Below are 18,906 nucleotides of genomic sequence, written 5' to 3'. Positions count from 1 at the left end.
TGTGACAGGCACCATCGAAGTGTTCGTCGACCGCGACGCGATCGCCTCCGGCGCCGCCGCTTGCGGCGAACGCTGGCAGTACGACGACCTCGGCCATGGCCGGTGCACCTACACCTTCTTCGACCAGTGCCAGAATCGCATGGCATGCGCACGCTGATCCAGATCAGCGCCCCCGCGCCCGCGTCGCTGCTGCTGGTCATCGACCTCGCCACCCGCACACGATCGTGCCGACCCGGTGAGCCATGCTGAGGACCCCTCGAGCACTATCCAGGTGACGACCACCCAGTCGAGACGGCCGTTCGAGCACCAAGTCCCCAGAGCATTACGACAAGAGCTACTTACGCGTCGCCGTGCTCCGGCAGAGCAAGCCACTCCGACCAGGAGATCTCGCGGCCGAGGAAGCGCGGCTTCTCGAACGGCCAGTCGGCGGCGATCCACCGCGGCACCAGCTCATCGAGGGCCTGCTCGACCTCGCTGCCCACCAGTTCGTCCACCACCCACCAGGAGATCTCGCCGTCCGCGCCGACCCTCTCCGGTGGGTCGATGTAGACGCAGCCGAGCAGGGCTGTCTCCGCCGCGTCGAACAGCGCGTAGTTGAAGGACTGGTGCGCGGCGATCTCCTTCTCGTGCCGCAATAGATCAGCCTGGTCGGCCTCGTAGGTCATCGTGGCCGCGGGCCAGCCCCAGGCTGGGCCGAAGACGGTCCACAGCCGCTCGCGCGAACCCATCACAGCCGGATAGTCGAGCGGGGTGTCCGACTCCCGGATCGGCCGCAGGTGATGACCACTGCCAGGCAGCGGTACCAGGTCGGGATGGACGAAATCATCGGGGAGCCAGCTCATGGCGCCCGACCGTAGCAGCGCGCGGGCCGTCCGCTCCCCTGGATTTTTCCCTGTACTGCCAGGCCCTGCTCTCATGCCGGGCAGTGCCCGCGATCGTCCTAGCGAGACTCCCGTCCACTCGACAGACTCCGTGATCGGTGCGGCAACGGCTTCTCACGCAAGCAGTCACGTGGGGACTCCACGGCCTGAAGGTCGTGGCGCCAAACACACAACGGTACGACGTCCTGCGTCTCCTCTGGCTGAAGTCCGTCGACGAGCACATCCATGTCCTCGCGGTAGCCGTTCGCCAGCCGCACGAGCACGGCGACCGGGCCGAGGACGTGAACCTCTCCCGACAAGCCTTGCCCGCAGCCGCGTTGGCACGGGCTGCGGTGGCGGGGCTCACGAAGTTCAAATCGTTCGCGGATCAACCGGTCAGTTCGTAGCCTGTTCCCCGTGATCACCCTTGGGCTTTCCGACAGAGCGGGCCGACGTGTTGTCCTGCATGAAGTAGATGACGCGAACTGGCGTGCCGTCGCGGACATCGCTCCGCTGGACGAGCAGCGCCGCTACGTGCCCGCGTTGGCGGCGCGCTACCTGCTTCTGTCGTCGCGGGAAGGCATCTGGCACTCGATGGCGGTCTGCGCCGATGACACGGTGGTGGGTCACATCATGTGGGGTCGTGACGACGACGGCTCACACTGGCTCGGGGGCATGGTGATCGATGGCCCCGAGCAAGGCAACGGGGTCGGGCGAGCGGCGGTACGAACCCTCATGGAGTGGCTGGCCCAACGTGAGGACTGCCGAGAACTTCGTCTCTCCTATCACCCGGACAACACCGTGGCCGCGAAGCTCTATGCATCCCTGGGCTTCCAGCCGACGGCAGCTCTTTCCGGTGACGAGGTCGTTGCCAGTCTGTCCGTGCTCGACGGCCACCCGAAGCACCTGAACTCCCCGTCCCCGTGACGTGAGGCGACGTGACGTGACGTGAATTATGTCGGGCTGGGTCAGTTCGTGGACGTGTCTCGCGCCGGGGCGGCCCGATAGCCGGCGTGCCGGCAGGACGGGGTGCCAGCCCCGATGATGCTCTCGCCGCGAGCGTGGGCAGAGCGATCGTGCCCCGCCACACGGCGGAACACCCCTTCTTCCAAGGGCGCGGCCCCAAGCTGCTGACGGGCCCTGGTGACGTAGCGGCAAGCCGTCGCGGTGTCGACGCCGAACCCTGCCGCGAGCTGGGCATAGGTGGTCCACCAGCAGGTGGGCGGGGGTGAACAGGGCTGGGCAGCCGGCGCTCCGACGCGGCCGGCGTGAGCCCGACATCGCGGTGTGGTGCCTCAAGTGCTGGGGAGGAAACAGCCCGACTTCCCTGCACCAGAGGTAGGTTCTGGGGGAACCTCGGAGAGGCGGCAAAAACCCGTCGCGAACATGCCAGGAAGATCACGCCATGCCTTCGCCGATAGCCGGCCGCCACCTGCTGTCAGCGCTTGCGCCCTCAGCTCCGAGCCCTATGGCTCCACCTTCACCCCAGACAACGCCCACTCCTCCAGCCATGGTCAGTGCGGCGAGAAGCGCACTCGGTTCCTGACCTGGCTAGGACGATAGGGCTCCCGTTGTTGTCGGTGCCCCTGCCACCCGATCCGAGCGGCGCGAGGCAGGATCAGCGACCAGGTGGGACAAGCCTCACTGTCGGGTGAGGACGGTAGCGAACCTGGCGTCGTCCGCAAGCCTCGCCCCCGGGATGGGGAGCAGTGTGCAGGAGGCGGCTGTTACGGGAGGCGCGCACCCGGAGATCGCAGACACGCACGCCGCCCGGCGCAGATGCATTCACATCCCATAGTTCTCAATATCAGAACCAACAGTTGTTGGATTTCTGGATCGTCCATTTCTAGAGTGAGCACGCGACGTCGCACTGCACCGCGCACTCGCCAAGGCGTCCGGGAGGAGGAAACTCATGCAGCATCGCATCCTCGGCAACCGGACCGTCTCCGCGATCAGCCCCGGCCACCGGCTCGGTGTCGAGGCGATCAGCCCCTGCCAGTTCCATCGTCCGGCCCGCCGTTCCGGTTGGTGCAATACGGGAGTTGCTCGACGCAGGGTGGCGTCATCATGGCCCAAATCTCAGGCGCCGGCATCGCACACATCTACGTGGCCCGCGAATTGCTCAGCGGTCGGCTCGTGTCGGTGCAGGACCATCTCGCCCGTTTCCGCTCCAGCTGGGGGGAACTCGAGCACTGCACCAAGCGCTTCCCGGCCCACCTGCCGCGCCCGTCGCCCTTCCGTTCCCCGGGACCTCACGCTCATAGCTGACCAGTTCGCACCTCCTCCCGTCTGAAACGTTCAAGTCACAGCGAAAGAGTCACATGAAGACCTTCACCCTGCCCGGCACCGACATGGTGGTACCCAACGTCGTCCTTGGACTGATGCGCATCCAGGACATGTCCGACGAGGCGGTGCGCACGCTCGTGAACACCGCACGTGACACCGGCATCACGTTCCTCGACCACGCCGACGTCTACGGCACGGACGACCACGGTTGCGAGCGTCGGTTCGCTGAAGCCATGAAACTCAGCTCGTCGGAGCGTGAGCAGTTCGTCATTCAGTCGAAGGCCGGCATCGTCAAGGACGGGCCGTACTTCGACTTCTCTCACGACCACATCGTCGAGTCCGTGAACGGTTCGCTCAAGGCTCTGGGCACGGACTATCTCGACATCCTGCTGCTGCACCGGCCCGACGCCCTCGTCGAGCCGGAGGAGGTGGCCCGCGCCTTCGACGAGCTGTCGGCGGCAGGCAAGGTACGTGCCTTCGGTGTCTCCAACCAGACCCCCCGACAGCTCGACCTGCTGCGCAAGTACGTGACTCAGCCGATCGTGGCGAACCAGCTGCAGCTGTCGATCACTCACGCCCCGATGATCGCGCAGGGCGTCGCCGCGAACATGCAGGGCCTGGATCAGTCGGTCGTACGTGACGACGGAATCGTCGACTACTGCCGCCTGCACGACATCACCATTCAGGCGTGGTCGCCTTTCCAGGCCGGATTCTTCGACGGCCCGTTCCTCGGTTCCGAACGCTTCCCCGAGCTGAACGCAGTGATCGACCGGCTGAGCGACAAATACGGCGTGCCTGCCGAGGCGATCGCGGTTGCCTGGATCACCCGTCATCCCGCGCAGATGCAGGTCGTGCTCGGCACGACCACGCCAGAACGCGTCACGGCCGCCGCACTCGGTTCCGACATCCCGCTCACCCGATCCGAGTGGTACGAACTGTTCCGCGCCGCCGGATACACAGTGCCCTAACCTCTGCCTCTTCCTGATGGCCTTTCCGTTCGGTCAGGCCTGACAGCACCGGATCCCTGCGCTGAGGCGACGGCCATAAGTGGCCGAGTCACTTGCGTGGGGCTCCGGTGCATTTCTCGTGGCACGGTCTCCGATTCAGTGTTGAGGCACCCACGACCCTGGAAAGCGAGGAAAACAGCAGTTCCTCCGGAGCATTCACTCTGCCCATCGCCGCCTCCCGGTCCCGCAGTTGGGCTCAAACTCTCGAGCAGGGCGATGTCAGGCGCGTGGCCCCGGCGTCCGTCAGCGCAACCTCCCGTCGACTCGGCAGTCCTACTTCCCGGGGTGCACATGACGGCGGGGCATCAGATCGCCTTCTTCCTGAGGGAGTTGGAAACGGGCGACACCTGGAGACGTGCAGCGGCGGCAAAAGGGCTCGGCAAACTGGGAGCCGCCGAGCACGCCGCAGTGCTCGTCCGGGCGGCCGCCGACCCCGCGCCTGAGGTGCGGGAAGGGGCGGCGGTGGGCCTGGGCAGGCTGGGGGTCTCCACGGCCATGGCGGAGACCCTGTCCGCGCTGATGGACGACGACGATCCGTGGGTGCGCAGGAAAGCCTCGCTGGCGTCTCTCCGGCTCGGGCTGCGCGATCGCGAGGTCGTGCACGCCTATGGACGACTGCTCGGCGATCCGGACCATCACCTGCGCATCAACGCGTTGGATGCGTTGCGGGAGCTGGGCGTGCCCGGTGACGGTCCCGCGCTCGTGCGGCTGATGGGTGATCCGGTACCTGGCGTCCAGGGCCGGGCGCACGCCATGGTCTGGGAGTTCAGGCAAGCCCCGGACATCGAGGCGGAGGTGGTCCGGACGGCCCAGTGGGGGGAGGAAGATGCCCCCGTGCGCGCCCTGTGGATGCTGCCGGACCAGCACGTCGACCGGCTGCTGCCGTCACTGCTGAGAGATCTGACCGGCGACCCCTCTCCCGAGGTGCGCTGCGCCTTGGTTTTCCGACTGAAGCGCGTGGACCGCCGAGAAGTGCAGGACGCGCTGTTCGCCGCTCTGGAGGCGGAGAGGGACCCGAACGTGGTGTCACAATTCCTGTTCCTGCTCGGGCGATCCGGTGACGAACGGCTGCTCGGTCCGGCCTCGCGCTGGCTGAACGACGAAAGGGCGGGACCGTCGGCCGCCGCTGCGCTGGGGTCCGTCGGCAACAAGGCGGCCACGAGGCTCCTGCGGGCTCTGCTCACCGATCGGACAACGGCCGCCCCTACGCTCAGGGCAGCAGCAATGGCCTACGGCGAGATGGGGAGATGGGACGCCGTGTGGCTGCTGCTGCCCCTGCTGGACCATGCCGCGCCCAACGTATACGAAGGTGCCGTGCGCGGCCTGGACGCCATGGCGGGCACCGGGTTCCGGCCGTGGGAACGCGGGGCGGTCGCCCGGGCGCTGGTGGCCGGTCTCGACGCCAACAGGACCCTGGTCGGGGTGGCGGAAAGAGTCCTGGCAGGCCTGGCGGAAGCCCTGCCGGGTCTGCGGGAACTGGTGGACCGGACCACCTCCCCCATGGTCCGAGCCGCCGCGCTCTCGCTCCTGGACCCGCACAACGCGACGGACGCCGGCACCCCGCACGATCTGCCGCTCTTCGTGAGGCACTTGGACGACGACGATTGGGGGGTGCGCCAGGCCGCCATGGCGGGGATCGCCCACTGGGTGGAGGAGACGGGCACGCTTCCCCCAGGCGAGGAGCAGCTGCGTGACCGGCTCGCCGCCCTGGAATCGGCCCCATTCGCTTCCGTTCGCGAAGCGGCGGCCGAGACGCTGCGGGCCCTGGACGGTTGCCGGAGCAGCTGACGGGCAGAGGAGTCGCCCTGGAGCCCTCGCCGGCACACAGCTGCCTGCTCAGAACCCCGTCACGCTCCGGCAACCGACCGCCACCTGGCCGAAACCGCACGCTCGGACACCGCCTCCACAGCTCTCCCCGCGCCGTGCAAACCCTTCAACACGCGCGCCCAGCAGGCCCGTAACGCCGGACGGCAGGAGCTCCGTACCCGTTCCCGCCACTGATTGTCAGTGATCGCCGCTAACGTTCCTCACATCGTCGCACTGGCGCCGGGATGTTCCCCGGCTGAACTGTGCTTTCTTCTTGCTGTCTTGATGTGGAAGGCGGGGACTCGTGGGTTGGCTCTCGGCGGGTGACGGGTACGAAGTCGCCCTGGTGGACGGGCGGGTGGCGGCGCGTGCCACCTCGGGCCGGGCAGCGGGGCGGCAGCTGAAATCACTGCCGCGCGCGCTGCGCGACCATCCTGAGGTGGACCGGCTGCGGCGGTTCGCCGAATGGCTGGATCGGCATGCCACGGCGTGCGTCGCTCAGGTCGACTCCTGGATGGTGTCGTCGCTTCCCGTCCCCACCGGTCTGCTGGCCCGGGTGTGGCCGGACGAGGCCTGGCAGTCGGCGCTGCGCGACCTCGCCGTGGTGGGCGACGACCCCGAGGAGGTCGGTTTCCTGCGCGGGGCCACCGAGGACGGCGAACTGCGCGTGGTGAACCTGGACGGCGAGACCGTACGGCTGTCCCCGCGCACGGTCACGCTGCCGCACCCGGTGCTGCTGCCGGACCTCGACGACATCCGCGAGTTCGCGGCGGAGCTGGGCATCGTGCAGCGCGTGGAGCAGATCCACCGGGCGACCTGGCAGCGACCTGACGACCTCGACCCGAAGGCCAGGGAGATACGGGAGTTCGCCGGAGGTTCCTTCCGTTCCCGCTTCGCCCTGGCCGCGCGGGCCAGTTCGCTCGGCTACCGCGTCTCGGGGGGCTATTCCACGGCCAGGGTCCGCGACGGCGGCGCCACCGTGGAAGCCAGCGTGTGGATCGGCGAGCCGTACTGGGAGGACACCGTGGAGACCGGCGGCCTCACCTGGCAGGACGACAACGGCCGCGCCCTGCCGCTGCGGGAGGTCGGCCCGGTGGCCTGGTCGGAGGGGATGCGGATGGCCGCGGCGCTGTACGCCGGGCGCACGATCGAGGAAGGCAAGAGCGCATGAGCGGGGGGACGCAGGTGTCACACGAGGAACTGCTGACGGCGGGCGCGGTCCTGCCGCCGGACACCGAGGAGGCAGGCGAGCGGGCGGTGCCGCTGACGGCGCGCGCTTACCGCCACCCGGGCCTCGACGACCGTGTCGTGGTCCGGCTGGTCGCCGGTGAGCTGGGCGCCGCCGAGGACCTGGCGGCCGGCTTCCTCGGCCTGGAACCCGCCGGCGAACCGGCCGTCGTGGGCCTCGGACTTCGCCAGTCGCTGGGCTTTCCGGAATGGGTGCTGGTGCACCACCCCGAGGACGGCCACCACGCGCTGGGCGTCGTCCCCGACCTGGAGCGGGCGGCCCGGCAGGCCAAGTCCCGCCCGAAGGCCGCACTGGACGCCTACCTGGAACTCGGGGGCCGGCTGGCCGCGTCGGTGCCGCACTTCCTGCCGACCTTCTACGAGCAGGCCGGCCGGGTGTTTCTCGCCGAGGAGAACCCCACCTACGCCGCTCAGTTGTTCACCCGCGCCCGCAAGGCGGAGGCGGAGCACGGACTGACCGTCGAGGAGGACCGCCTGGACGCGGTGTTCCTGGAGTTCGCGCTGGCCGGCGCGCTGCCGGTGAAGGTGCTCTCCGCCTACGGCAAGGAACTGGCGGGCCGGGTCTCCGCCGAGGAGGCGCTGGAGCGCTTCACCCGCCTGTGCCTGCGCCGCACCGCGGGCGGCCTGCCGCCGTCCGCCCAGATGGCCAACGACCTGCGCAAGCTGGCCCGCGGCGCCGGCCAGGACGCCGACCGGGTCGAGCAGGGCTACCTGGCCGAGCTGCTGGGACTGCCGGCCACGCTGCGTGCCACGGGCGGCTGGTGGAAGGGCCACCGGGCCGCACTGGTGGCGCTGGCCGAGCGGGAACCACGCGTGCGCGGCACCCTGCTGGACATGCTCCCCTCCGGCCCGGACGCGGACATGCCCGCGATGTGGCTCGAGGTCCTGGAGACGTCCGGCGCCACGACAGGGCTGTGGGACGACTCCCTCCCCCCGGAGCAGCGGCCGACCGACGGCACCGCGGGCTGGCTGGAGCGCTTCCTGGTGTTCCGGGAGCGGGCCCGGTCCTGGCGCAGCTCCACCCGGATGCCGGAGCTGTATCCCCTGGTGGAGCGTGCGGCGGCCCGGCTGCGCACCGAACTCGCCGCGTCCGGACGGGGGTTGAGGGTCACACACGACATCGACCTCATCGACCTGCTGCTGTCCCTGGACGTGCCGGTCGCCGCTCCTGGCAAGGACCAGGAGCTGCCGCTGACGGCTTGGGCCATCGGGGAAGGACAGCGGGAGCTGACCTTCCTCGGCGGCGACGCACGGTTCCGCGACGCCTTCCTGCTCGGCGCCGACCGTTTCCACCAGGGCGATCAGGCGCTGCGCGCCCTCCGTCTGTTGGCGGCCTCGCCCGGCGGCCGCCCCTGGCTGACGGAGTGGGTCAGCAGAGTGGTGGGACAGTTCACCGTGGTGGGCCTGCCCGGGCTGCCCCACGCGCTGAATCGGCTCGGGTGGCTGCCCGCCGAGGCACTGGCGCTGGCCGAGGACGACGTCCGCGCCGCCGTCGGCACCGACCTCGCGCCGGTACTGGCCCGCACCCTGCAAGCCGGGCTCTTCGACGAGCTGGGCTGGCCGGCCTGGGAGGAGGCGACGGCCGAACTCGTCGCCAAGGACCGGGTGGAGGACATCGTGGTCGCCGACGCCTGGCCCCACCTGGTGGTGGCCGGCCCGGCCCAGGCCCGTGTGATCGGCGCCGACGGCCCTGTGCTCACCCATGACCTGCGCCTGCCGGCGAACGACGTCTCGGGCGACCCGGGCTTCCACCACGTGGACGGCGAACTCCTCGTGTACTGGAACTCCCGCAGAGACGGCCTGCGCGGCTACTGGCACTCGCGCGCCGACCGCGTCGAGTCCCTCAAGGGGGCGCACGCCACGCGCGGCACCGAGATGGACTGGTACCGCGGGGACTTCCCGATCTCGCTGCCCCTGCCGGACGGTGGCCGGACCACCGGTCGCGGAGTGGTGCACGCCGGGGACACCACCCTGCCCGACGAACGGCCGCTGCTCTTCGACGGATCGTCCTACTGGGTGTGGCACGCGGACTCCGAGGACCGGGCGGCGCACGGCTGGTACGAGTACGACCCGGCCACGAACGAGCGCGGGCGGATGAGCAAGCCCACCTTCCTCGCCGACGCCCTGCGCGACGCCCCCGCGGGCAGCAGCTACGTGGGCGGCAGACTGCGTCTGTCCCCCAACACCGCCACCACCCCCACCTGCGCTCCCGTGGACGGCCTGGTGGGCCTGCGGGTGATCGAGCTGCCCGATGGCTCGCATCGCGCCGAGAACCTCGCCGGACACGGCCTCACTCTGCCCGCCGACGCCGGTGTGCCCGACGCGCTCGTCGTCTTCCCCGGCGCGGACCGGGCCACCGCCGTCGTCCGCGACAACTGGCAGCTCCGCCTGGTCGACGCCGACGGCGTCCACACCGCCTGGGCCAAGACCGACCGCACCCCCGGCGACTTCGGCGAGGGCACCCTGCTGCTGCCTCCCGTGCAGTTCTGGGAGTGCCTGACGGCCCGTGACCCGCAGGCGTCGAAGGCGCTGCGGACCATCGACCGGGCCACCGCCGCGGCCCTGCTGGCCGCCGCAGCCGGCGAGGACGCTCAGGCGCTGACCGACGCCATCCGCACCCTCCTCCCGGTCAGCCACGACGCGCTCGTGAAGGGCATCGCCGGAGTCGCCCGCTACGCCGCGGCCCAGCAGGCGGTGCTGGACGCGGCGTCCACCCGGCTGACCCGCGCCCTGGAAGGCGGCCTGGAGGAAGAAGGGCCGGCCGGACCCGCGGACACCAAGCTCATGGCAGCAATGAACGGGCTGGGCTCGTCCCGCGGCTACTGGTGGAACCGCGACGACGAGTCCGACACCGTCTTCCGCGCGCTGCGCGTCCTGGCCCGGGCCGTCGGACTCGCCGACACCGCGCTGCCCGACCTCGCGGATGTCCGCCTGCACCTCGACGGTCACCCTCTGCCCTCAGGACAGCCCGACCTGGCAACCCTGCTGGAGACGACGACCGCACTGGCCTACCGGGCTGCCTGCGCCACCACCGGCCAGGAGGACCGCGAGGTCCTGTGCACCCTCCTCGCCGAGTTCGACCGCCTCGGTCTGACACCGGACGACTCCACCGCCTGGCGCAAGGTGCATCTGCACCTGGAGGCGGCGCAGCTGCGCACCGCGGCGGGCGGATGGCGCGACGGCGCCTGGACCGGGATGCTCCCGCTGGCCGACGGCGCCTTCATCGCCGTCACGAGCCGCAACTCGCTCGACGACGACCACGCCTGCTTCACCGGCTACTTCCATGACCCGGCCGGACGGTTCGAGACACCATCGCCCTACCAGGCGCTTCAGTCGGGGCCGCTGGGCGAGACCCCGGTCCCGGGCCGGACCCGGGCCTTCCTTGCCGAACTGGCCGACCGCGGCCCCGCCCCCTGGTTCCCGCAGGCCGCCGAGGAGTTCGCCCGTCTGACCGGCGTGACCGAGACGGTGGCCCGGCTCGTCGTGGCCGGTCTGCCGGGGATCGACGTCTACGAGCGCAGCTTCCTCAAGTCCGAGACACGCACCCTCATCGGGGTGAAGGTGGCCCCGGCGGCGGTCGCCAAGGACGAACTGCGCGGCGTCGACGGCGCGGTGCGGGCCGCGGTCGTGGGCGCCCTGCTGCCCGCCGAGCCCGCCCGCCTGTGGACCGAGGGCCCGGACGTGGCGGGCGCCGCCGCGGTGTGGAACGCCAAGGTGGGCAAGCGGGTGGCCGTCCCGGAGGCACTGCTCGGTGACGCGATCCGCGCCTTCCGCCACCCCTCCTGGCCGATCCGGCAGGCGCTGCCCGCCCTGCTGGACCCGGCCGCCTCGCCCCGGCTCAGCCGGGACCTCACCTGGGCGATCAACGGCGATCGGGCCAAGCCCGTCGGCGACGACACGGACGGGTTCACCGCGGAGACGCTGGTCGGCGCGGTGGGTCTGCTCGCCTGGCTCGCCCACCGGCTGCCCGCGGGCGACCCGGTCCGCGCCGCGCTGCCCCCGGCCCTCACCGCGGTGCGTGAACGGCTCGCCCATCCCGGACTGATGCTCGACCTGAGGCGCTACATCAGTCTCCCCGACTTCCGGAAGACCGCCGGCACTCCCACCGAGGTCGGTCCGGGCTTCGAGCGGTACGGCGCCGTCGTCCTGGCCACCCACGACGACCAGCCCGCCCCGGCCATCCGTGTCGACCTTCTCGACGAGGCAGGCCAGGACCCCTACCTGCCCGCGGTGCGCGTCGACAACCAGCGGCCCTACGGCGCCGAGGTGGCACTGCGTCTGGTCCGCGACCGGAAGCTCGCGGCCCTGCTCGCCGACCCCGGTGAGCCGATCGCGGGAGACCGGGGCAAGGACGCCACCTGGTGGCCGCAGGACCCCGGTCGCTCGGTTCCCGATCTGGTCACCGAGGTGGCCAAGGAGTACGGGCTGGGCGAGGACGCCGCCACGCTCTATCTGATGCTGCTGGCCATGCCCGACCCGACCGACCGCATGACGGCCCGGTGGACGGGCTGGAAGCCGGCCCGGCTGAAGGCCGCGCGCGCCGAACTGGCCGCCACCGACCTCGTGGTGGAGGCCAGCCGGACCCGGGCAGGCCGATCGCTGTTCCTGCCCGGCGGCTGGGTCGAGCAGTCGGCGCCGCGGGTGCCGCTGGAGCGCTGGAAGCTGCCCTTGTTCGGCGAGATGAGCGACGAACACGCCCCGTTCGGCGTGATCGTGCCGTTCGAACCGGCCGCGGACCTGTTCCGCAGGGCGTGGCAGCGCGTCCAGGACGGCGACGCTCCCCGCTTCGAGGAGCTGAAGGTCCGCCGCGGCCGCCGCCGCTGACGTATCACCGGCCCGGGGCGCCGCCCACCGGCGGCGCCCCTCCCCCACCTGGAACTCCCCCCACACATCGACACCGACCGAGCTACCGAGCAAGGACATCCATGCCCCTGACCGACACGGCGACGGCCCTTCCGGCCCGGCAGACCCTGCCCGCCGAAGAACGCTTCGCCACCGAACTCGCCTTCCTCGCCGCCCACGACGACGGCCCCCGCCCACCCGGCTGGCTGCTGACGCCCCGCGCCGTGATCACTTTCGTCTGCGGCAGCGGCGGCGAAGCCCTCAAGCTGCCCGACGCGCCCGAGGGGCTGCCGGACGAACTCGTCGTCGCCCCGAAGTTCGTCGGTGAACGCGCCCTGGTGGAGCGGTGCGTGGTCACGCTCGCCGGAGAGCGCGGGCTGCTGCTCGTCGGCGAGCCGGGCACCGCCAAGTCCATGCTGTCGGAACTGCTGTCGGCGGCCGTCTGCGGCACCAGCGCGCTCACCGTGCAGGGCACGGCCGGCACCACCGAGGACGCCCTGCGCTACGGCTGGAACTACGCCCTGCTCCTCGCCCAGGGCCCCACCCCGCAGGCCCTGGTGGACTCGCCGGTGCTCGCCGCGATGCGCACCGGAAGGGTCGCCCGCGTCGAGGAGATCACCCGCTGCCTGCCCGAGGTGCAGGACGCCCTCGTGTCGATCCTGTCGGACCGGCGGATGAGCGTCCCGGAGCTGTCCGGAACCGACGACGCCCAGGTCGCCGCCGCACCTGGATTCACCGTCATCGCCACCGCCAACCTCCGCGACCGCGGAGTGTCGGAGATGTCCGCGGCCCTCAAGCGCCGCTTCAACTTCGAGACCGTGCACCCGATCGCGGACGTCGAGGCCGAGACCGAACTCGTCAAACGGCAGGCCACGGCCGCCGTCGCACGGGCGGGCGCCGCGTTCGGCGTCGACGACGCGGTGCTCGACGTCCTGGTGACCGTCTTCCGCGACCTGCGCGCCGGACGCTCCGCCGAGGGCTGGGACGTGGAACGCCCGGGCACGGTGATGTCCACCGCCGAGGCGGTGCAGGTCGCCGTATCCCTGGGGGTGGCCGCCGCCTATCTCCCCGGAGGGGACTCGCTCGACCTGGTGCCCGGCCATCTGCTGGGCGTGGTCCGCAAGGACGACCCGGCCGACCACGCACGCCTGCTCGGCTACTGGGACGGCCCGGTACGCCGCCGCGCCGAGGACGGCTCGGCGACCTGGCGGCGCCTGTGGGACCTGCGGGAGAACCTTCGGTGACACTCGCCCTGGAACCGAGGGCGGCCCTTGCCGCCCTCACCGACTGCACCGCCCCGTACCTGCTGGGCGTACGGCACCACAGCCCCGCGCTCGCCGCCGCGGTGCCCTCCCTGCTGGACGCCGCCCGCACCGAGGTCGTCTGCGTGGAACTCCCCGCCGACTTCCAGTCGTGGCTCCCCCATCTCGCCGCGCCGGGCACCCTCGCCCCGGTCGCGCTGGCAGGGACCGGCGAGGGCGGCCGGCTCGGCTTCTACCCCTTCGCCGACTTCTCGCCCGAACTCGCGGCGATCCGCTGGGCGAGGGAGCACGGGGCGGAGGTCGTCTGCTGCGACCTGCCGATGTCCGATCCCCGGTGGGGCACCGAGGGACCCGCCGCGGCCGACGACGGCCGCGGCCGGTCCGCCGAGGCGCCCACCGCGTTCGCCGCGGCGCTGACCGCGTCCGGGACCGGCCGCGACGGCGACGACATGTGGGACCGCAGTGTGGAGGTACGCGCCCCGGGCTGCGCCCCCGAGGCGGTCCGCCGGGCCGCACTGGGCGTCGGCTGGGCGCTGCGCCGTGACGCCGAGTCGGCGGGCGGCGTGCCCGCGGTCGATCTGGCGCGCGAGGCGCACATGCGCGAGGCGATCGCCCGCGTCTCGGCCGACGGCCGGCGGGTCGCGGCCGTCGTCGGAGCCTTCCACGCACCCGCACTGACGACGTGGAACACGGCCGGGCCTGCCCGGCCGGTCGATGCCGAGGACCACCCGGCCGTGGTCACCTCCCTCGTGCCCTACGCGTTCGACCTGCTGGACTCCCGTTCCGGCTATCCGGCGGGCATCCGCGACCCGCGATGGCAGCAAGCAGTGTTCACCGCGAGCGGCGACCCCGAGCGGCTGCACGACGCGGCCGCGCGGGCCGTCACCGACGTGTGCCGCGAACTGCGGGCCGCCGGACACGTCGCCGGCACGGGCGAGGCCCGCGAGACCCTGCGGGTCGCGTGCGACCTCGCCCGGCTGCGCGGCCTGGCGGCACCCGGCCGCGGCGAGGTGCTGGAGGCGCTCACCACGGTCATGGGGCAGGGCGAACCGCTCGGCCGTGGCCGGGCGCTGGCCCGGGCACTGGAAACCGTCCTGGTCGGCACCGACCGGGGCCGTGTCGCCCCCGGCACCCCCCGCTCCGGTCTCGGACCCTCCGTCGAGGCCGAACTCGCCTCACTGCGGCTGCCAGGGCCGGACGACCCCGCACCGCGCGAACTACGGCTCGACCCGCTCCGCTCGGCCCTCGACGCCCGCCGAGAGATCCTCCTCCAGCGCCTGACGGTGTGCGGCACCGGGTACGGCGAGCCGATCCAGGTCGCGGGCACCGGCGACGCCGCGCCTCTGACCACCCGGTGGCGGCTGGCCTGGAATCCGTCGGTGCCGGTCCGCCTGGACCTGGCCGGGATCCGGGGCGTCACCGCGGCCCTGGCCGCCGAGGGCACCCTGCGGGAGACCTTCCGCAAGGAAGCGGCGGAGGGCGGAGCCACCAGCGCCCTGGTCCTGGCGGGACTGCGCGACGCAGCCCGCTGCGATCTGCCCGCGCTGGTGTCCGAGCGGCTCGCCGACGCCGCCGAGGTCCTCCCCACCTGTGCCACCCTGCCCGAACTCCTCGCCGCCCTGGACTTGTTGGAGGCCCTCAAGCGCGGCCATCTGCCCGGCACCACACCCGACAGCCGGCGGGACGCCGCGCAACTGGCCACGGAGCTGATGGAGTCGGCCGTACGGTCTCTGCCGGGCCTGGCGGGCAGCGACGACCCGCAGGACGCGGAGGCCCTCGTGGCACTGGCCTCACGGGCGGGCGAACACCGCCTGGGCCTGCGCATCGACGGCGCCCTGGACGATCTCGCACGCCACGGGTCCCCGCTGCTGCAAGGTGCCGCGCTGGCCGCCCGGGTCATGCTCGACCTGGACGACGCCGACACCCTCGGCCGCAGGGCCGCGGGCTGGATCGACAACGCGACCGGACCGGACGCCCGGCACGCGATGAGCCGCCGCCTCACCGGGCTGGTCAGCGCAGCCGCACCGCTGCTCCAGTCGGCGCCGACCGCCCTGGACCCGCTGCTCGACCGGATCGACACGCTCACCGACCAGGGGTTCCTCGACCGGCTGCCCGCTCTGCGCGGCGGCTTCGACACCCTCAGCCCGGCCGGCCGCGACCGGCTGCTGTCCACGGTGACCGAACGCCTCGGCGACCGTCTCGACCTGTCGCTGAGCGCCTCACCGCAGTTGCTCGCCCTGTGGACGGCCGCCGACACGGCGGGCCGGGCGGCCGTGACCTCCCTGCGCCCACCCTTGGGAACGGGACTGCACAGCACCGCGGCCACCCTGGAGGACTCCAGCCGGGACGAACCCAGAGCTGCCGAGGCACCGGCCGGCCCTGCCCCGCACCTCACGCCGACCGACCGCTGGCGTCTGCTGCTCGGCCGGGAGAGCGAGAAACTGCCGCAGAGCGCCCGCCGTCTCGCCCACGCGCTCGACGAGCTGTACGGCACCGGCCGCGGCGAGGGCTCGGCGGACCTCGGGCGGGAGGGTGGCCAGGGCGGCGGCCAGGACGCCTCCTTCCCGACCGCCCGCGAGTGGGCGCAGGAACTCGACGCGCTGTTCGGCGCCGACGTCCGCGAGGAGGTCCTGGCCCGGGCCGCCGACCTGGGCCGCACCGACGTCCTGGCCGAGCTCGACCCCAATGCCGTACGCCCTTCCGTCGACCTGCTGACCTCCGTGCTGTCCCTGGCCGGCGGGATGCCCGAGCAGCAACTCGTCAAGCTGCGCCCGCTGGTGCGCCGCCTGGTCGACGAACTCGCCAAGGAACTGGCCACCAGGCTGCGCCCGGCACTGACCGGACTGGCCACCCCGCGTCCCACCCGCCGTCCGGGAGGACGGATCGACCTGCCGCGCACCCTGCGGGCCAACCTCGCCCACACGCGCCGCACGGACGACGGCCGCACCCTGGTCGTCCCGGAGCGGCCGGTGTTCAGCACCCGTTCGCGCCGGGAGGCGGACTGGCGGCTGATCCTGGTGGTCGACGTGTCCGGGTCGATGGAGGCGTCCGTCGTCTGGTCGGCGCTCACCGCGGCCGTCCTGGGCGGAGTGCCCACGCTGAGCACGCACTTCCTCGCCTTCTCCACCGAAGTGATCGACCTGACCGACCGGGTCGACGACCCGCTGTCGCTGCTGCTGGAGGTACGGGTCGGCGGGGGCACCCACATCGCCGCCGGCCTGGCCCGGGCCCGGTCGCTGGTGACCGTGCCCAGCCGGACCCTCGTGGTGGTGGTCAGCGACTTCGAGGAGGGGTATCCGCTCGGCGGACTCCTCGGCGAGGTGCGGGCCCTCGCGAGCTCCGGAGCGCATCTGATGGGCTGCGCCGCCCTGGACGACACCGGCACCCCTCGCTACTCGGTCCCGGTGGCTCAACAGCTCGTCGCGGCCGGCATGCCGGTCGCCGCCCTCAGTCCCCTCGCCCTGGCCCGCTGGGTGGGCGACCGCCTCCGCGGAGAGAACCGATGAACACCGAACTGCCGCCCGTGGCGCCCGAGGTGGTCGCCGCCGCCGTGGAGCAGCTGACGTCCCGGCTGCGCAGGAAGCTGGACGCCGCGATCGAGACGTACGCGACGCTGCCCGTCACCGCGGACGGCACCGTACGGCGCGTGCGGTGCGGCGAGGACGCCGAGGTCACCCTCGCGCCCGGCCCGTCGGGGGCGGTCACGGACCCCGCGCAGGCGCAGTGCAGCTGTCTGCTGGCACCGCGGTGCCTGCACCGTGCGGCGGTGCTGGGGGCCGCGCCGGTGGCCGACGCCGACGCGGTGGCCGAGCCCGCCGCGGCTGAGGCCGACGCGGTGACCGAGACCGCGGACCAGTCGTCCGAGGGCGGCGGCGAGGCGGCCGAACCGGACGGCGGCGCGCGGGAGTCCGGGACTCCGGTCGACGATGTGACCGCCGGACCGACGACCGGCCCAACCGACCCGACCGGCCCCACCGGACTGACGGGCCCGACCAACCCGCCGGGCCCGACCGCGGCACAGGTCGCCGCCGCGGCCGGGCTGTGGGCCGCGGCGGCGGCAGTGCTGGCCGCCGGCGTGCCCGGTGCAGGCGCCGTACCGCAGGCGGAGGTGTTGCGGGCCGCGCACACCGCCCGGCTCGCCGGCCTGCACCGGGCCGAGGCCGCCGCCCTCCGGGTGGTCCGTGCACTGCGCGCCGCCCGGGCCCGCCATGACGGCCACAGGCTGGCCGACCTGGTCGCCGGGCTGCGGGAGCTGCTGCTCACCAGCGGTCTGCTCGCCGCGTCCGATCCCCACCCGGCCCTGGTCGGCACCGCCCGGCGCAGCTACCTCCCCGGCGGGGGCCTCAAGGTGCAGGGTGTGTGCCGGGAGCCGGTGATCTCGGCCACCGGCTACGGCGGGGTCGTCACCCATGTCCTCGCAGACGACGGGCGCTGGTTCTCCGTGTCCGACGTCAGGCCCGGCGGACCGGCGCGGGCGCGCGGCGCCGCCACCGCCACGGTCTCGCTCGGCTCGGGCAGTGTCGATCATGCGCAGCTGTCCCGGGGCGGCCTGCTGATCTCGGGAGCGACGCTCTCCCCGGACGGCCGCCTCGGCGCCGGCAAGGGGGTGCGGGCCACCCCGGTCCCGGGTCTGTCCTGGACGTCGGGGCCGCTCGCCCGTCTGTTCGCCCGACCGCTCGCCCAGGCCGCCGCGGCACGGCTCGCCCCGGGCGACGACGTGGCGGGGGCCGGGCCTGAGGCCGGTGAGCTGATCGGTTGCGACGTGGTCGTCGTAGGGGCGGCCGAGGACCACCTGTTCGCGCGAGAACTGACTCCCGAGGGAGCCGACCGCGAAGGGCTGTTGATACGGCTGGTGCCGGCCAACAGCCATCCGGAGCTGGCTCACGCGGCCAACTTCCGCAAGCTTGCCTCGCGCCCGGGGCTACGGCTGCGCCTCGTGGGCCGCCTCGACCCCGACCGTGCCGCGACCCTGCGTCCGCTGGCGGTCGGCCCCGTCCCGGACGGTACCGCGACACTGCTGCTGCCGCCCGAGTGGGCCGGCCACGCCGATCTGGGGTACGACCGGCTCGAAGGCGCCCACTTCCCACCGGCCGGTGACCTGCCGCCGGTGGAGAGTCCCACGGCGCTGCCGCCGGATCCGGTGACCGAGGCGCCCCTGTGGCGGTTGCGGCGGCTGGTCGAGGTCGCGGTCTCCGGTGGTCGTCGCGCCGCTGCCGAGCCCGCCCGGGACGGTGCCCGGGCCTCCGGCTCCGCGGCGCTGCGCCGCAGCGGTTTCCGGACGGCAGCGGATCTGACGGAGGCCCTGGCCGCGGAGGCGGACCGGCGGGGCCGCGACGTGTTCGGCCGCACCCAGCAGGCTGATCCGGACGCCTACGCGCGGGTATGGCTGAGCGCGGCCGTCTACCTGTCCGGCACCGAACGGGCCCTGGTCGAGGCGACCTGGCAGCCCACGCCGGCGGCATGACCTTCGCACCGTTCCCTCCTGTCGGACACCGAGTCCGGCAGGAGGGAACGACCAGACCGACGCGGTGATCTTGACCTTGGACCGCACCGGGCCGCCGAGACGCTGCCTGCCGTTGGATCTCCCCGAACGCA

At 72.5% G+C, this 18,906-nt stretch carries 10 protein-coding genes and 1 pseudogene; 9 read left to right on the top strand and 2 right to left on the bottom strand.

Annotated features, from left to right (window positions below; translation table 11 throughout):
- Nucleotide 1 precedes the first annotated feature (1 nt).
- On the top strand, nt 2-157 hold the full coding sequence (locus IOD14_RS20240; RefSeq protein ID WP_212673534.1) for a hypothetical protein: 156 nt from the start codon (nt 2-4) through the stop codon (nt 155-157).
- Nucleotides 158-338: 181 nt separating this feature from the next.
- On the opposite strand, the gene IOD14_RS20235 is transcribed toward IOD14_RS20240, so the two are convergent.
- Nucleotides 339-842 carry an N-acetyltransferase gene (locus IOD14_RS20235; RefSeq protein ID WP_212671004.1) on the bottom strand — a complete coding sequence of 168 codons (504 nt, stop codon included), beginning with the start codon at nt 840-842 and terminating at the stop codon, nt 339-341.
- Between the two features lie 435 nt (nt 843-1,277).
- Between IOD14_RS20235 and IOD14_RS20230 the strand changes: the two genes are divergently transcribed.
- Complete coding sequence (locus tag IOD14_RS20230) at nt 1,278-1,787, top strand: GNAT family N-acetyltransferase (protein ID WP_123993095.1); 510 nt, start codon at nt 1,278-1,280, stop codon at nt 1,785-1,787.
- Nucleotides 1,788-2,005: 218 nt separating this feature from the next.
- Here IOD14_RS20230 and IOD14_RS20225 read toward each other — a convergent pair.
- A pseudogene (locus tag IOD14_RS20225) lies at nt 2,006-2,084 on the bottom strand (IS5/IS1182 family transposase); the annotation flags it as partial.
- A 1,097-nt stretch (nt 2,085-3,181) separates the two neighbouring features.
- Between IOD14_RS20225 and IOD14_RS20220 the strand changes: the two are divergent.
- The 7 genes from IOD14_RS20220 (at nt 3,182) to IOD14_RS20190 (ending at nt 18,775) form a co-directional block, all read left to right on the top strand.
- Nucleotides 3,182-4,114: an aldo/keto reductase gene (locus IOD14_RS20220; RefSeq protein WP_212671003.1), complete on the top strand. Its 933-nt coding sequence runs from the start codon at nt 3,182-3,184 to the stop codon at nt 4,112-4,114.
- A gap of 330 nt (nt 4,115-4,444) precedes the next feature.
- A complete protein-coding gene (locus IOD14_RS20215) occupies nt 4,445-5,941 on the top strand; it encodes a HEAT repeat domain-containing protein (protein ID WP_212671002.1) in 1,497 nt (498 codons plus the stop codon).
- A gap of 322 nt (nt 5,942-6,263) precedes the next feature.
- Complete coding sequence (locus IOD14_RS20210) at nt 6,264-7,130, top strand: DUF4132 domain-containing protein (protein ID WP_123993099.1); 867 nt, start codon at nt 6,264-6,266, stop codon at nt 7,128-7,130.
- Nucleotides 7,127-12,031 (top strand): DNA-binding protein, encoded by a 4,905-nt coding sequence (locus IOD14_RS20205; RefSeq protein ID WP_212671001.1) that lies wholly within the window; start codon nt 7,127-7,129, stop codon nt 12,029-12,031. Before IOD14_RS20210 ends, IOD14_RS20205 begins: the two co-directional genes overlap by 4 nt.
- Before the next feature lie 101 nt (nt 12,032-12,132).
- Nucleotides 12,133-13,293 carry an AAA family ATPase gene (locus IOD14_RS20200; RefSeq protein WP_123993100.1) on the top strand — a complete coding sequence of 387 codons (1,161 nt, stop codon included), beginning with the start codon at nt 12,133-12,135 and terminating at the stop codon, nt 13,291-13,293.
- The gene (locus IOD14_RS20195) at nt 13,290-16,817 is read left to right on the top strand and encodes a DUF5682 family protein (RefSeq protein WP_212671000.1); all 3,528 of its coding nucleotides are present in this window, start codon (nt 13,290-13,292) and stop codon (nt 16,815-16,817) included. Before IOD14_RS20200 ends, IOD14_RS20195 begins: the two co-directional genes overlap by 4 nt.
- A complete protein-coding gene (locus IOD14_RS20190; RefSeq protein ID WP_212670999.1) occupies nt 16,814-18,775 on the top strand; it encodes an SWIM zinc finger family protein in 1,962 nt (653 codons plus the stop codon). Before IOD14_RS20195 ends, IOD14_RS20190 begins: the two co-directional genes overlap by 4 nt.
- The last annotated feature ends 131 nt before the right edge of the window (nt 18,776-18,906 follow it).

Origin of the sequence: Streptomyces sp. A2-16, assembly GCF_018128905.1 — a bacterium.
Classification (GTDB): domain Bacteria; phylum Actinomycetota; class Actinomycetes; order Streptomycetales; family Streptomycetaceae; genus Streptomyces.
The sequence above is the reverse complement of the archived record's forward strand: the minus strand, read 5'-3'. Positions and strand labels throughout refer to the sequence as shown.